Genomic DNA, 17,118 nt, shown 5'->3' with positions numbered 1-17,118 from the left:
TAAGCACCTTTTATGTTAAATTTTTAAGATTATGATGCATACAAAGTGTTTAAATAATAAGCTTTAAGAGCAGCGACATGAGAGTGATAGAAGAATTTTATTCCTAAATGCTTGCATTCTATGCTCAATATTGTATAATGCTGTCCTTTACACCCATAGGCGATTGGCTCAATTGGTAGAGCATCGGTCTCCAAAACCGAGGGTTGTAGGTTCGAGTCCTACATCGCCTGCCATCTTTTTATCACATCTTTGTCATACCCCATCATCTCCGAAGTGAGTTCTTTATGAGCAATAGTCAAGATAACCTCGATAATAAGTTATCTGATGCCAAGGCACTTGATGGTGGAATACTGTCTAAAGATAAGCATATCTCAGCGGGCAATCAAACGACTGCTGTTGAAGTTGCTAAGACAGGTTCAATAAAAGATGTGATCTTGTGGCTACTTGCCGCAGCTGTTTTAATTAGTGCAACTTTAGTTAATCAATATCTACCTGGCTATTGGCAACCTGCTAATGACCTCTGGGTACGTATTGGTATTATTGTTGCGCTTTTTGTGTTGGCATTGGTTTGTTTGGCAATGACGCATCAGGGTACTGCTTTTAAAACCCTATTAAAAGATGCTGCTGTCGAATTACGCCGTGTGACATGGCCTGGCAAAGACGAAACTTTTCAGTACACATGGCAAACGATTGTCATGATTGCGATTGTTGGTTTTCTTGTTTGGCTACTAGACAACTTTTTTAATTGGTTCGTTGGCATATTTATTGGCTAATCACGCGTATTGGCATGATTTTTCAAGATGTATTGATAACGACTTAAATTTAATGATCAGGAGCGTGATATGCGTTGGTATATTGTCCAAGCATTTTCAGGATATGAAAAGCAAGTACAGCGTTCATTAACTGATCGTATTAATCGTAGTGAATTCGCTGAATTTTTCGGCGATGTATTGGTACCTACTGAAGAAGTCGTCGAAATGAAAGACGGCAAAAAACGTAAGAGCGAGCGTAAGTTCTTTCCGGGTTATGTATTGATCCAGATGGAAATGAACGACAATACTTGGCACATCGTAAAAGATTGCCCACGTATTATGGGTTTCGTCGGCGGTACGCCAGAAACACCAGCGCCGATTACCGAAGTAGAAGCTGATCGCATTTTAAACCGTTTAAATCAGACTGAAGCCGACCCACGTCCTAAGACTCTATTTGAGCCCGGCGAAGAGTTGTTGGTTATCGATGGTCCATTTACTGACTTTAAAGGGTTGGTTGAAAAAGTGGATTACGAGAAGTCTAAACTACATTTAACCGTAAACGTATTTAATCGTCCGACTCAGGTCGAGCTTGAGTTTAGTAAAGTTGAGAAGCTAGACTAAACCCGTAACAAATTCATCAACCGGGGAGCTGTTAGTCAATAAGGTTTATACCACGTTGATTTGGCGCTATTACCCATTTAGGAGAGTATCTCATGGCTAAGAAGATTGATGGTTACATCAAACTGCAAGTGCCTGCAGGCAAAGCAAATCCTTCACCACCGATTGGTCCAGCATTGGGTCAAAAAGGCGTGAACATCATGGCGTTCTGTAAAGAATTTAACGCTGCGACCTCAAACCAAGAGCCGGGTCTACCGATTCCTACTGAGATCACTGTATACAGCGATAAGTCTTTTACCTTCATCATGAAGTCACCACCAGCTGCATACTTACTACGTAAGGCTGCTGGTATCGCTAAAGGTTCTGGTACACCAAACACCGCTAAAGTCGGTAAAGTTGACCGTGCTCAGCTAGAAGAGATCGTTAAGACTAAAGATGCAGACTTAACTGCTGCTGGTCTTGATGCTGCTGTCCGTACCATCGCTGGTACTGCACGTTCAATGGGTATTACCGTGGAGGGTGTGTAAATGAGTAAACTTACTAAGCGTCAAAAATTAATCGCTGAGCGTGTAGAAAGCGAAAAGCTATATACTATTGAAGAAGCGGTTCAAATCCTAAACGATTTACCAGCTCTTAAATTTAAAGAGTCTATCGATATCGCAGTAAACTTGGGTGTTGATCCACGTAAATCTGACCAAGTCGTTCGTGGCGCTACCAACCTACCTGCTGGTACTGGTAAAACCAAACGCGTTGCGGTATTTGCTCAAGGCGCTGCTGCTGAAGCCGCCAAAGAAGCTGGTGCTGACATCGTTGGTATGGATGATTTAGCGGATCAAATCAAAGCCGGTAATATGGATTTTGATGTGGTTATTGCTGCTCCTGATGCCATGCGTGTTGTTGGTCAATTAGGTACTATCCTAGGTCCACGTGGCCTAATGCCTAACCCAAAAGTCGGTACTGTAACCCCTAACGTTGCTGAAGCGGTTCTTAACGCTAAAGCGGGTCAAGCACAGTATCGTGTTGATAAAGCGGGTATTATCCATACGACTATCGGTCAAGTTGGCTTTACTGCTGAGCAAGTCATCCAGAATGCTGAAGCACTGATTTCAGATTTGAGACGTGCTAAGCCTGCTACTTCTAAAGGTACTTTCTTGAAGAAAATTACCTTGTCTAGCACGATGGGTCCTGGTCTAAGTATTGATCCAGTTCCATATCGCACAGCGAAATAATTAAATAAATACCTTTATTTGACGATTTCAAATAGAGGTATAAAAATATTTTAAAGAATTAGGTCAGCGTAGCAAACGCTATGCTGTCTAAGACCGTAGGTAGAAAGCGGTTTCGCGCTATCATTTATAATCTTCGGATTATTTGTAATAACAATGAGCTGCTTTTGTTAATCGACGACAGATGAAAATCTTAGTTGTCCTACGCAGACGGTGGCCCACCCAGTTTAAGACTAGAGCGAGTAGGGCAACCTATTACTCAACGTCATTCTGATAACGGTGCCGTAATCAGTCGTTATGATTAAGTTTTATCTTTATAAGACTTATGAATAACGTGTCGTATCAAGTCAGTTTTAGTGAGTTATTCAAATTGTTTAAAACCTCGGTTTTAGAATATTGAATAATTAGCAGATTGATTAGATTAAAGGAGTCAACTTATGGCATTAACGCTAGAGCAAAAACAACAAGTTGTGGCTGAAGTGTCTGAAGTTGCTGCTAATGCTTACTCAGCAGTAGCTGCCGAATATCATGGTATTGGTGTTGCAAAGCTTACTAAGCTACGCGAACAAGCCCGTGAAAAAGGCGTCGTTTTGAAAGTGGTAAAAAATACCCTAGCAAAACGTGCGTTTGAAGGCACTAAGTTTGAGAGCATGTCAGACCGTATGACTGGTCCATTACTTTTGGCTTTCTCTATGGAAGATTTGGGATCTGCTGCTCGAGTCGTTTTCGACTTTAGCAAAGATAACAAAGCTTTAGAGACCAAATTGGTATCAGTCGGTGGTGTTGTTTATGGTCCAGAAGAGCTAGAGCGTGTATCGAAGCTACCAACTCGCGACGAAGCACTATCTATCTTGATGGCTACTATGAATGCACCAGTTACCAAGCTTGTTCAAACTATGAACGCTGTTCCTAGTAAGCTTGTTCGCACGGTAGCAGCAATCAAAGACGCAAAAGAAGCGGCATAATTGCTTGTTTTAACGTAACTTTGACATCGCAGATTGCACTTTATTGCTAACCCTATTTGAAAATTTAGCAAGCAATCCAAGCGATATTAAAATCAATTAATTTTTATCAGATAACGGAGAGTTCTCATGGCACTATCTAAAGATGACGTGTTAAACGCAATCGCTGAAATGTCAGTAATGGATATCGTTGAATTAATCAGCGCTATGGAAGAAAAATTCGGCGTAACTGCTGCTGTTGCCGCTGCTGCACCTGCTGCTGCCGGTCCTGCTGCTGCTGCTGAAGAGCAATCAGAGTTTGATGTAGTTCTTGCCAGCTTTGGCGAGAAGAAAGTTGGCGTAATTAAAGCCGTACGTGAAGCTACTGGTCTTGGCTTGAAAGAAGCGAAAGATTTGGTTGAAAGCGCTCCAGCTCCAATCAAAGAAGGCGTAAACAAAGCTGAAGCTGACGAGTTGAAAAAGAAACTTGAAGAAGCTGGTGCAACTGTTGAACTAAAATAAGCCTCGCTTATCTTAGTGTTGTACAAAAAAAGCTGGTAATGCCTTGCATTGCTAGCTTTTTTTTATTATAATTCGTAGCTTGACCTTTTGTGTCTGCCAACAGTCGCATGCAACATCACGGTGGATACCCATCAAAAGGACAGACGATAGCTATGCAAGTAAACACAGCGCAAGCACACTTAGTAATTTTTGAAGTCAGTTAATATAAGCTAAACGTCGATCGATGTTTGGCGTTTTTTTGTGTCCGCATGCTTTCCTATTAACACTATAGTTTGTATTGATTTTAACAGTCATTGCTCTAAAATTTATAGTTACTCCAATTAGCATTAATTCTGAAACGTTATAAATCTTAGGTTATTTATTTAGCATGGTTTTACTGTCAGTAGGTAGGCTCGTAGACGGTAGATATCAGCGACGATATTACTTATGATGGTAGATAGTGAGTAGTTTGCTGTTTAGTGCTAGATAGTGTAAGAATTGAATTTTATAGGCAACACCCTTGTTTAAGATATCAACAACGCTTTAAAGGTATTACCCACACTTTAAGTGAATTTATCAACAGAATCAATAGTATTTAAATACCAGTGCTTGGTCTTAAGTACTACAGAGTGTACGACATTGAAATTTGCAATGTCAGCACCCATATAGGCATGTTTAGATGCCGATTTTACGCTTAAATAAGCTGGGTTAATCATGCACTATACGCGTGAATTAATCATCAGTCATTAAATGAGCAGGAATAACCGTTTTATATTATCGTTTACGTCGCCAAGTTTGCATAATATTAATATCAACTAATATTGATGCACGCTGGCCACGCTTTCAATTTGTTTCCACGTTTACTGTAAGGACTCTCGATGGCATATTCTTATACTGAAAAAAAGCGTATTCGCAAAAGTTTTGCTGAATTGCCTACTGTGATGGACATTCCCTATTTGTTGTCTATCCAAGTAGATTCTTATGAGCAATTTTTGCAAGAGCATAAAAAGCCAAAAGCTCGTGAGAATACTGGTTTGCAAGCTGCGTATTCCTCTATTTTCCCAATTGAGAGTCACTCTGGTAATGCTGAGTTACAATTCGTTGAATATTATTTAGGTACGCCTGAATTTGATGAGCGTGAGTGTATCTTACGTGGCTCGACCTTTGCTGCGCCGATGCGTGTCAAAATTCGCCTCATCATCAAAGACAAAGACAGCAAAGATAAAGACAGCAAAGCGGCAATCAAAGATATCCGTGAGCAAAGCGTCTATATGGGCGAGATGCCATTGATGACTGCCAACGGCACCTTTATTATCAATGGTACTGAACGTGTGATCGTATCGCAGCTGCATCGTTCACCGGGTGTATTCTTTGACCATGATAAAGGTAAGTCGCATTCAAGTGGTAAGGTGCTATATAACGCCCGTATCATTCCTTACCGTGGTTCATGGTTAGATTTTGAGTTTGATGCCAAAGATTTGGTTTTTGCTCGTATTGACCGTCGTCGTAAGCTATTGGCTTCTATTATTCTACGCGCACTAGGTTTGAGCACGTCTGAGATCTTAGACCTGTTCTTTGAAAAAGTAACCGTTTATAAAGGCGAAGAGCAGTTCGAAATTGATCTGGTTGCTGACCGCTTACGTGGCGAGATGGCACAGTTTGATATCGTAACGCCTGAAGGCGAAGTGGTTGTCGAGCAAGGTAAACGTATTAATGCTCGCCGTATCCGTCAGCTTGAAGAAGCGGGTATGACCAAAATCTCTATCCCTGATGAATACTTATACGAGCGTATTTTAGCGGAAGATATCGTCGTTAATGACGAAGTTATCGCTAAAGCTAACACGCTGATTGACCATGAGTTGTTGGTCAAATTAAGTGCATTTGAAGCCAGTGAGTCTATCAAAGAATTCAGCATTCTGTTCACTAACGATATCGACCAAGGTAGTTATATTGCCGATACGCTACGTGCAGATAGCACCTCAAGCCGCGAAGAAGCTTTGATTGAGATTTATAAAGTCATGCGCCCAGGTGAGCCACCAACGGTTGAAACTGCTGAGAAACTGTTTGACAGCATGTTCTTTAACGCCGATCGTTATGACTTGTCTAACGTTGGTCGTATGAAGTTTAACCGCCGTTTAGGTCTTGAATTTGTCGATACCGATGACGCTGATATTCAGCGTGAACGTAGCGTATTGACCAATGCCGATATCGTCAACGTCTTAAAAGAATTGATTGAAATTCGTAATGGTCGCGGTGAAGTCGATGACATTGATCATCTAGGTAACCGTCGCATTCGTTCAGTTGGCGAGATGGCTGAAAACCAATTCCGTGTTGGTCTAGTGCGTGTTGAGCGCGCCGTAAAAGAGCGTCTAAGCTCAGCGGAATCTGATAACTTATCGCCACAAGATTTGATTAACTCAAAACCTGTTGCGGCTGCGGTCAAAGAATTCTTTGGTTCAAGCCAGTTATCACAGTTTATGGATCAGAATAATCCATTGTCAGAAGTGACGCATAAACGCCGTGTATCAGCATTAGGACCCGGTGGTCTGACCCGTGAACGTGCAGGCTTTGAAGTACGTGACGTCCATGATACCCATTACGGTCGCGTCTGTCCGATTGAAACACCTGAAGGTCCAAACATTGGTTTGATTAACTCACTAGCAACCTTTGCTAAAACCAACAGCTTTGGCTTCTTAGAAACGCCATATCGCCGTGTGGTTGACGGTAAAGTAACCGACGTTATCGAATATCTGTCAGCGATTGAAGAAGTCGGTACGGTTATTGCACAGGCTGATTCGCCAGTGACCGCAGAAGGCGCGTTATCTGATGAAATGGTCAGTGTGCGTAGCTATGGTGAATTCGTCCGTATGCCGCCAGAAAAAGTGACGCATATGGATGTATCACCAAGTCAGGTAGTATCGGTAGCAGCAGGTTTGATTCCGTTCCTTGAGCATGATGATGCTAACCGTGCCCTGATGGGCTCAAACATGCAACGTCAGGCGGTTCCTACGCTACGTGCTGATAAGCCGTTAGTAGGTACAGGTATGGAGCGTCACGTTGCGCGTGACTCTGGTGTTTGTGTCATCGCTAAGCGTGGCGGTGTGATCGAAGACGTTGATGCATCACGTGTTGTCGTTCGTGTAAATGAAGATGAAATGGTCGCTGGTGAAGCGGGTATTGATATCTATAACTTAGTTAAATATACACGTTCTAACCAAAACACTTGTATCAACCAACGTATCATCGTAAACCAAGGCGATGCTATTGCTGTAGGTGATATCTTAGCTGATGGTCCTTCAACGGATCTTGGCGAGTTGGCACTAGGTCAGAACATTCGCATCGCATTTATGCCGTGGAATGGTTACAACTTCGAAGATTCAATCTTGTTATCTGAAAAAGTGGTAAAAGAAGATCGTTTCACCACCATTCATATTCAAGAATTGACATGTGTGGCACGTGATACCAAGCTTGGAACCGAAGAGATTACTGCGGATATTCCAAACGTTGGTGAAGCGGCGCTATCAAGCCTTGACGAAGCAGGTATCGTTTATATCGGTGCTGAAGTGGATGCTGGCGATATCTTAGTTGGTAAAGTCACGCCAAAAGGTGAGACGCAACTAACGCCAGAAGAAAAACTCCTACGGGCTATCTTTGGTGAAAAAGCAGCTGATGTTAAAGACACGTCGCTACGTGTTCCAACATCAAGCAAAGGCACGGTTATTGACGTGCAAGTCTTTACCCGTGACGGCGTTGAAAAAGATGCCCGTGCAAAAGCGATTGAAAAATCACAACTTGATAGCTATCGCAAAGATTTAAAAGAAGAGCTACGCATCTTTGAAGAAGCTGCTCGTGGTCGTATTGGTAATCTATTAGATGGTCAAAAAGTCAGTGGCGGTTCTGGTCTAAAAGCTGGTACGGTTATGGCATTGGCTGATATGAAAGACATGAGCCTTGAGACCTTGCTTGATATCCAACCGGTTGAAGAAGAAATATCTGAGCGTCTCACGCAAATCGCCGAGTACTTAGTCGATAAGCAAAAAGACATCGATGTGAAATTTGCTGAGAAAAAACGCAAATTGACCGCTGGTGATGACTTGCAGCATGGCGTACAAAAAATCGTTAAAGTATATCTAGCAGTTAAGCGTCGTATTCAGCCTGGTGATAAAATGGCGGGTCGTCATGGTAACAAAGGTGTGGTATCGCGCATTATGCCGGTTGAAGACATGCCTTATGATGAACATGGTAATACCGTTGATATCGTCTTGAACCCACTCGGTGTACCATCGCGTATGAACATCGGTCAGGTCCTAGAAACTCACTTAGGTATGGCAGCGAAGGGCTTGGGCGAAAAAATCGATGGTATGCTCAAAGCACAAGCAGCGATTAAAGATTTACGTGATTTCTTAGACCAAATCTATAACAAAGTGGGCGGCGAGCAAGTAGATCTTGATAGCTTAAGTGATGATGACATCATGGCGCTATCTGATAACTTACGCGGCGGTGTACCGATGGGCACGGCAGTATTTGATGGTGCACATGAGCATCAAGTAAAAGACTTGCTAGAGCTTGCTGGTATGGCACGTGATGGTCAGCAGACCTTGTATGACGGTCGTACTGGTCAGAAGTTTGACCGTAAAGTAACTGTTGGTTATATGTATATGCTCAAACTTAACCACTTGGTTGATGACAAAATGCATGCGCGTTCTACCGGTTCTTACTCACTAGTCACGCAGCAGCCGCTTGGTGGTAAAGCTCAGTTTGGTGGTCAGCGCTTTGGTGAGATGGAAGTCTGGGCACTAGAAGCATATGGCGCGACTTATACCTTGCAAGAAATGCTAACGGTGAAGTCGGATGACGTTGAAGGCCGTACCCGTATGTACAAAAACATCGTCGATGGTGAGCAATATATGGATCCAGGTATGCCTGAATCGTTTAACGTGTTGACCAAAGAAATCAAATCACTGGGTATCAATATTGAGTTAAAGCAAACCCATTAAGCACGGCTGACTGAAGCTACCTTTAACATAGCTTTAGTTAATTATTATTCTTAGTGGTCAATCTAGAAGCAGTACGCGCATCGCTGCTGCTTTTAGTGATTTGTCTCAACCCTATTCATTGCCTTCATTCATCTTAGCCGCGCTCCTAGCACGCTGTCAGATGATTATAAAGATAACGGAGAAGCAACTTGAAAGATTTACTCGATATCATGCAAAGCCCTACCGGCAACGGTAACCAAGAGTTTGATAGTATTCAAATTACCTTAGCCTCACCTGATGTGATCAAATCATGGTCACATGGTGAAGTTAAAAAACCAGAAACGATTAACTATCGTACGTTTAAGCCTGAGCGTGATGGTCTATTCTGTGCCAAAATCTTTGGTCCAGTAAAAGACTTTGAGTGTTTATGTGGTAAATACAAACGCCGTAAGTTCCAAGGCGTTATTTGTGAAAAATGTGGTGTTGAAGTCACGACTGCTAAAGTTCGTCGCGATCGCATGGGTCATATTGACTTAGCGAGCCCTGTTGCGCATATTTGGTTCTTAAAATCATTACCAAGCCGCATTGGTTTGTTACTTGACATGACGCTTCGTGATATCGAACGCGTCCTATATTTTGAAAGCTATATCGTGACTGAGCCGGGTTTAACTTCTCTAGAGAAGTACCAGTTGCTTGATGATGAAGATTACTATAAAGCGCTTGAAGAATTTGGTGATGAATTCGTTGCCAAGATGGGTGCAGAAGCCATCCAAGACTTATTAAAAGATATCGATTTAGATATCGAAATTGATGAGTTGCGTGAAGCGATTCCGCAAACGGGTTCTGAAACCAAGCTTAAAAAGATGTCTAAGCGTCTTAAATTATTAGAAGCGTTCCGTGATTCTAATAATAAGCCTGAATGGATGGTCATGACCATCTTGCCAGTACTACCACCAGATTTGCGTCCGCTAGTACCACTAGAAGGCGGCCGCTTTGCAACATCAGATCTAAATGATTTATATCGCCGCGTTATTAACCGTAACAACCGCCTAAAGCGTCTATTAGAGCTAAGTGCTCCTGATATCATCGTACGTAACGAAAAACGTATGTTGCAAGAATCAGTCGATGCTTTGCTTGATAACGGTCGCCGCGGCCGTGCGATTACCGGTAGTAATAAGCGTCCATTGAAGTCTTTGGCAGATATGATCAAAGGTAAGCAAGGTCGTTTCCGTCAAAACTTACTCGGTAAACGTGTTGATTACTCTGGTCGTTCGGTCATCGTCGTTGGTCCAACTCTACGTCTACATCAGTGTGGTCTACCGAAGAAAATGGCACTTGAGCTATTCAAGCCATTTACTTATAACAAACTATTATCACACGGTTTAGCAACGACGATTAAAGCTGCTAAAAAGATGGTAGAGCGTGAAGAGCCACAAGTGTGGGATATGCTGGCCATGGTTATCCGTGAGCATCCAGTACTCTTGAACCGTGCGCCAACGCTTCACCGTTTGGGTCTGCAAGCATTTGAGCCAGTATTAATCGAAGGTAAAGCAATCCAATTACATCCTTTGGTCTGTACCGCGTTCAATGCCGACTTTGATGGTGACCAAATGGCCGTTCACGTGCCATTGACCTTAGAAGCACAGCTTGAATCACGTGTATTGATGATGTCGACTAACAACATCTTGTCGCCTGCCAACGGTGAGCCAATTATCGTCCCATCACAAGACGTTGTATTAGGTCTGTACTATATCAGCCGCTCGTCAATCAATTCTAAAGGCGAGGGCATGATTTTTGCCACCGTTAATGAAGCATTGCGTGCGATTGGTTCAAATGATTTGCATGTAAACGCTAAGATTAAAGTACGTGTGACTGAAACTCATATCGACGAAGAAGGTAATGAGACTAAAGAAGTCAAGTTACAAGATACCGTCGCTGGTCGCCTACTTATCTGGAACATCATGCCTAAAGGTATGTCGTTCGATGAGTGTAACGAAGAGATGACGAAGAAAAATATCTCTAAATTGATTAACTCTTGCTACCGTAAAGTTGGCGTGAAAGAAAGTGTTATGTTTGCTGACCAATTGATGTATCTTGGTTTTGCTCAAGCAACACTATCTGGCGTATCTATCGGTATAGATGATATGGTCATTCCACCATTGAAAAAGCAAATCATTGAAACCGCAGAAGGCGAAGTTCGCGAGATCGAAGATCAATTCGAGCAAGGTTTTGTGACTGCCGGTGAGCGTTATAACAAAGTGGTTGATATCTGGTCACGTACCAATGACAAAGTCGCCAAAGCGATGATGGACAACCTAGCCACTGATAAAATCATGAATGCTAAAGGTGAGGAAGAAGAGCAGAAATCATTCAACTCTATCTTTATCATGTCAGATTCTGGTGCTCGTGGTAGTGCAGCACAGATTCGTCAGTTGGCAGGTATGCGTGGTTTGATGGCAAAACCGGATGGCTCAATTATCGAAACGCCGATTAAAGCCAACTTCCGTGAAGGTTTGACCGTACTTCAGTACTTTATTTCAACGCATGGTGCGCGTAAAGGTCTTGCGGATACCGCACTGAAAACCGCTAACTCGGGTTACTTGACTCGTCGTTTGGTTGACGTGGCACAAGATTTGGTTATCACTAGTGAAGACTGTGGTACTGAGCAAGGTTTGCTCATGAAGCCACATATTCAAGGTGGTGAGATCATTGAGAAGTTGGGCGAGCTAGTACTAGGTCGTGTAACCGCTCGTGATGTAACCTATAATGATAATGCTGATAAAGTATTGATTCCAGCGGGTACCTTGATAGATGAGCATTGGGTAAATGTGCTTGATAGCAATGCGATTGATGATATCTGGGTTCGTTCAGTGATTACCTGTGATATCGAACATGGCGTTTGTTCACAGTGTTATGGTCGTGACCTTGCACGTGGTCATCAAGTTAATATCGGCGAGTCAGTCGGTGTTATGGCAGCACAGTCTATCGGTGAACCTGGTACTCAGTTAACGATGCGTACTTTCCACGTTGGTGGAGCGGCGAGCTCTGCGTCTGTGGACAACAGCATCTCAGCACGTAATGCTGGTCAAGTGCATTTTGAAAACATGAAAACGGTGCAACATACCGATGGTCATTTGGTTATTGTGTCGCGTTCAGCTGAACTGGCATTGACTGATGAGCTTGGTCGTGAGCGTGAGCGCTATAAAGTTCCTTATGGTTCAAGCGTGCTTGTGAAAAACGAAGAGCAAGTTGAAGGCGGTCAAACCATTGCTAAATGGGATCCGCACACGCATCCAATTATTACCGAGTTCGCTGGTACTGCACGCTTCAGTGATATTACTGATGGTTTGACGGCAACGGTAAAAGTTGATGATGCGACCGGTATGAGCTCGTTTGAGATTCTTGCTACTCGTGACCGTTCAAGTTCAGCCAAAGACTTACGTCCGGCGATTATCTTGAACACTGACGAAGGTAAAGAAGTGGTTTACTTCTTGCCAGCTGAAACCATCATTCGTGTCAGCGACGGTGAAAAAGTAGCAGCCGGTTCGATCTTAGGCCGTGTACCACAAGCGTCTTCAGGTACCAAAGATATTACCGGTGGTCTACCACGTGTTGCTGATTTGTTTGAAGCACGTCGTCCGAAAGATCATGCCATCATGGCAGAGATGTCAGGTGTCGTGAGCTTTGGTAAAGAAACTAAAGGTAAAAACCGTTTCATTATCACCAATGAAGATGGTGAGATTCATGAAGAGCTGATCCCAAAATGGCGTCAAATCAACGTCTTCGAAAACGAGACCGTTGCTCGTGGTGAGGTTATCGCTGATGGTCCACAGAATCCGCATGATATCTTACGTCTGAAAGGACAAACCGCACTTGCTGACTATATCGTTAATGAAGTACAGGACGTTTATCGTCTGCAAGGCGTGAAAATCAACGATAAGCACATCGAAGTTATCATTCGTCAGATGCTGCGCAAAGTTGAAGTAACGGATGGCGGCGATTCAAGTCACTTTAAAGGCGACCAAGTCGAATACGCTGATATCAAAGCCTTGAATGCTAAACTAGAAGCGGAAGATAAATTCCCAGTTAAGTATGAGCGTCAACTACTGGGTATTACCAAAGCAAGTCTGGCAACAGAAAGCTTTATCTCAGCAGCGTCGTTCCAGGAAACCACGCGTGTCCTAACCGCAGCTGCTGTAACTGGTAAAGTGGATGAGCTACGTGGTCTGAAAGAAAACGTCGTTGTTGGTCGCTTGATTCCTGCCGGTACTGGTCTTGCTTATCATAAAGCCCGTAAAGAGAAAGCGGAGCAAAAACTGCAAGATAAAGATTTGAATGCAGCGTTTGATATGACAGCAAGTACTGATAGCACAGACTTTGCAAGCTTCGATGAAGCGTTTGCCCAAGAGCTTAATCAAGGCAATCATTAATCTAAATCAAGCTTAGTTTTTTCCTTAATAAAAAAGCCAGCCTAAGTTGCTGGCTTTTTTGCGCCTTTAAGAAAGTGAAGCATAACGGGTTATTTTCTTAGGAAGTTACTTAAGAAAATAGTACACTGCAATAAAGTAGCTTTATAAAACAGTCATGGCTGTTTGAATAACAGTTCATCATCATTAATAATTAAAAAGGAAAGGCGCATGGCAGGTAAGACTCGCGTTGCCAAATACCAAGCTGATCGTACCAATCAAAAGCTATATTTTTGTCGTTTGGCTTGTCAGGCGGCAAGTAATACCAGCGATAAACAGTTATATCAAGCCCATTGTGAAACAGCTATTTTTCATTTATATGGGACATATCTTGCTTTTGTGCAAGAGCTTGGGCATTTTTATGGCTTGAATATGACAGCGCCGACATTGACAGATATAGAAGAAGCACTTAGCACACGTACTCAAGTATCGCCTGAAGTGCAGCGCTTACAACAGCTACAGCAACAAGGTTTTTTAGCCAATATAGAGCATGCTTATCAGCGTTGTCTCTATGCGGTATTGCCTGATAATGTGATAAGTGACAAGGCAGATGATGAGAATAAAGAAGCGCCTGACCTGATTGTGAATGTGGTGACGTTATCAAATCAGTGGTTGCCAGATGAGGCAACCATCCGTGAATGGCGTCAGCAGTTTGCGGAGCTGATTGAACAGCTGCGTGCGGGTATGATAGAGTTTTAATATCATTAGCAGATTAGCAGCCATTATAATTAATAGGCTTTCACTACATAAACGAGTTTTAAGAGCGCATAAAAATGTCCTACGCGGTAGACTGAGTAGGACATTTTTTATTTAAGTATTAAGCAAAACCTTAGTTAATTTATTCTGGCATCGGTGGCATACGTTCAACTGGTGTTGCTGCTAAGGGTTTGTTTTGAGAATTGCTGTCGTTATTACGGCTTTGTTTGGGTTTTTCAGGAGCTAGACGATTTTGAATTTGCTCTTCAGCCGGTTTAGGCGTCGGCGGCTTACGTTGCTGGGTTGTGGTCTTAACGGGCTTTGCTGCTTTGCCGTCATCGGCAGCATCGTCTTCAAGCTCAGCAGCCCCTTCATCCATCATCTCTATAATAGTCTGTTTTTGTTTCTTTGATTTAGCACGGTTATTAATAGAGACCCATTGGCTAGGGGTGTCCTTAAGCTGGGCTTTCATAAAGTCCATCCATACTGGCAGCGCTGCTACGCCACCATACTCACGGCGACCTAGCGTTGATGGCTGATCAAAACCCATCCAGACGACGGTGGCATTGGTAGGATGAAAACCTGCAAACCAGGCATCTTTCGCCTCATTCGTCGTCCCCGTTTTACCACCAATATCATCACGCCCTAAGGCTCTGGCTTTAAAAGCCGTACCGCGCTGGATAACATCGCGTAAAATATCTGCCATCTCGAAAGCCACTCTGGGCTTTAAAATACGCGGCGCTTGCTCAGCACGGACGTACTGTATGACTGGGGCTTTTAGGCGATCTGAATCTGGGCTTGCATCATAAATATTCAAATCAAGCGCTTTATCATCTTTTGCTTCAGTATCACTGTTCTTTGCATCGATATCAGCATCAGGCTCTTTGTCTACTGCTTTATCTTTAGCGCTAACCTTTTCACCTTTAGCAGCAGCCTTATTATCTGCTTCTATTTTTGCCTCATAATCTTTAATCAGCTTTTTGTTAACATCTTCAAGCTGCTCATTGAAACATAAGGCACAAGCCCGCTGCGGATTGGCCTGAAATAACAGTTTATTATTATAGTTATAAATTTGGTCGATGAAGTAAGGCTGGATACGGTGCCCACCGTTAGCAAAGGTTGAATAAGCTGTTGCCATTTGTAATGGCGTTGCTTGCCCAGCGCCTAATGCCAATGATAAAGTTGTAGGTAGCTTTTCTTTATCAAGACCAAACTCATCTAATAAATCGCGCGCATCAGAGATACCAATGGATTGCAGCAAACGAATAGACACTAAGTTACGAGATAAATAAAGCCCGCGGCGCAAGGTAATGTCACCCAAGAAACGCCCATCAGAATTCTTTGGCTTCCAGTCACCTACTTGAATAGGGCGGTCTGAGACAATACTATCTGGACGATAGCCTTTTTCTAATGCAGCGGTATAAACAAGCGGTTTAATCGTCGAGCCGGGTTGACGCCAGCCTTGCAACGCGCGATTAAACTTACTGTGATTAAAGTCAAAACCACCCACTAAGGCTCGAACCGCGCCCGTTTCAGGATTTAGAGAAACTAAGCTGCCTTGCACTTTAGGGATTTGACCCAACTGCCAACCACCGTTAGTAGTAGGCATTAGGCGTACGATATCATTTTTGCTCACAATCTGACTGGCGTTATTTGGAAAATATCCGATTCGATCGGCAGAAATGTATTTGCGCGCCCAGCTCATACCAGACCAGCTAACCGTTACATTCTCACCAGAGGGCATGCTCGCTTCAAAACTGCGAGAATTTACCTTGGTCACTTTGGCCGGAGACATATTGCTATAACGGCTAAAGTTCTCAAGCGGTTCGCCATTGGCTTCTGCCCCGCGCCAGCCATGACGGTGTTCATAAGCAACCAAACCTGCTAGTACCGCTGATTCTGCCGCTTTTTGCGCTTCGCTATCAACAGTCAAACGCACACGCCAACCGCCATGCATGACCTGCTCGCCATAACGGTCAACCAAGGCTGAACGTGTTATTTCTGCTAGATAGGGCATATTCATATCAAGTTTTTCTTGATAAAGGTTAATGCCAATAGGGGCGTTAATGGCTTCGTCGTGCTGAGCTTTATCGATATAACCAAGCTCATGCATGCGTCCAATAATCCAGTTACGGCGGGTGAGGGCGCGGCTAGGATTAGCAACAGGATTGTATTTAGAAGGCGCTTTTGGCAGGCCTGCTAGCATGGCCATTTCAGCAACGGTCAGGTTCTCTAAAGATTTACTGTAGTATTTTTTGGCCGCAGCGCGGATACCATAAGCGCCTTCACCTAAATAGATTTTATTGACATATAAGGTAAGAATCTCATTTTTACTGAGCTCGTCTTCAATTTTACGCGCTAAAAACAGCTCTGTGAGTTTACGATTTAAAGTACGTTCTGAGCTTAAAAAATAGTTTTTGGCAACCTGCATAGTAATGGTAGAGCCACCAGTTTGACTATCGTCGTCGGTCACAACTTCGGTGACAGCGCGACCAAGACCTTTAATACTAATACCGCTATGTTGAAAAAACGACGAGTCTTCTGCTGCTAAAAAAGCATTGGTTAGACCTTTAGGGATTTCTTCAAAAGTAACCGGTAACGACAGACGATTGCCGTACTGACCAATGAGCTTGTCATCACTACTATAAATCTGTAATGGCATTTCCAAACTTGCGGTTTTAATTTCTTGAATGCTTGGTAGGGTTGGCGATAAATACATCGCCATACCATAAAAACCAATCGGTATAGAAAGGGCTAGAATGAGCGCCAATGCTAAGCAGGCGATGAAAAGCCCCACCAAAAAGTGAATGAGACGAGCGGTAGCATTTTTTTTGGTCATAATCAGACTTATCAATTAAAATTTGCAACAGGTAGGAGATTATACCTTGAACAAAATAGGCAAGTAATAATAAATGTGTAAGTATGCCTTAATAAGCAATTTA

General features: G+C 43.1%; 10 protein-coding genes and 1 tRNA gene. 10 read left to right on the top strand and 1 reads right to left on the bottom strand.

The annotated features are described in order from the left end of the window. Positions 1-157: 157 nt before the first annotated feature. The 10 genes from AC2FA3_RS01995 (at position 158) to AC2FA3_RS01950 (ending at position 14,179) form a co-directional block, all read left to right on the top strand. A tRNA-Trp gene (locus tag AC2FA3_RS01995) sits at positions 158-233 on the top strand. Positions 234-284: 51 nt separating this feature from the next. Beyond that, positions 285-773 (top strand): preprotein translocase subunit SecE, encoded by a 489-nt coding sequence (gene secE, locus AC2FA3_RS01990; RefSeq protein WP_201544317.1) that lies wholly within the window; start codon positions 285-287, stop codon positions 771-773. Positions 774-842: 69 nt separating this feature from the next. Next, positions 843-1,373, top strand: coding sequence for a transcription termination/antitermination protein NusG (gene nusG / locus AC2FA3_RS01985; protein WP_490508073.1), 531 nt, complete (start codon positions 843-845; stop codon positions 1,371-1,373). A gap of 92 nt (positions 1,374-1,465) precedes the next feature. Beyond that, positions 1,466-1,897, top strand: coding sequence for a 50S ribosomal protein L11 (gene rplK / locus AC2FA3_RS01980; RefSeq protein WP_068405081.1), 432 nt, complete (start codon positions 1,466-1,468; stop codon positions 1,895-1,897). Continuing rightward, complete coding sequence (gene rplA, locus AC2FA3_RS01975) at positions 1,898-2,599, top strand: 50S ribosomal protein L1 (protein ID WP_201544319.1); 702 nt, start codon at positions 1,898-1,900, stop codon at positions 2,597-2,599. Positions 2,600-3,033: 434 nt separating this feature from the next. Next, positions 3,034-3,561 (top strand): 50S ribosomal protein L10, encoded by a 528-nt coding sequence (gene rplJ / locus AC2FA3_RS01970; protein WP_201544320.1) that lies wholly within the window; start codon positions 3,034-3,036, stop codon positions 3,559-3,561. 126 nt (positions 3,562-3,687) lie between these two features. Further along, positions 3,688-4,059, top strand: coding sequence for a 50S ribosomal protein L7/L12 (gene rplL, locus AC2FA3_RS01965; RefSeq protein ID WP_201544321.1), 372 nt, complete (start codon positions 3,688-3,690; stop codon positions 4,057-4,059). Positions 4,060-4,916: 857 nt separating this feature from the next. Beyond that, entirely contained in the window at positions 4,917-9,035 is a 4,119-nt protein-coding gene (gene rpoB / locus AC2FA3_RS01960; protein ID WP_490508072.1) for a DNA-directed RNA polymerase subunit beta, read from the top strand. A 188-nt stretch (positions 9,036-9,223) separates the two neighbouring features. Further along, a complete protein-coding gene (rpoC, locus tag AC2FA3_RS01955; protein WP_490508071.1) occupies positions 9,224-13,444 on the top strand; it encodes a DNA-directed RNA polymerase subunit beta' in 4,221 nt (1,406 codons plus the stop codon). A gap of 207 nt (positions 13,445-13,651) precedes the next feature. Continuing rightward, positions 13,652-14,179, top strand: a complete 528-nt coding sequence (locus tag AC2FA3_RS01950) for a DUF6586 family protein (protein WP_490508070.1) — start codon at positions 13,652-13,654, stop codon at positions 14,177-14,179. Between the two features lie 139 nt (positions 14,180-14,318). Here the strand turns inward: AC2FA3_RS01950 and AC2FA3_RS01945 are convergent, their stop codons facing one another. After that, positions 14,319-17,015, bottom strand: a complete 2,697-nt coding sequence (locus AC2FA3_RS01945; protein WP_490508069.1) for a penicillin-binding protein 1A — start codon at positions 17,013-17,015, stop codon at positions 14,319-14,321. Positions 17,016-17,118: the final 103 nt, after the last annotated feature.

This window comes from Janibacter sp. CoH_79_TC_3 (assembly GCF_058197955.1).
The sequence above is the reverse complement of the archived record's forward strand: the minus strand, read 5'-3'. Positions and strand labels throughout refer to the sequence as shown.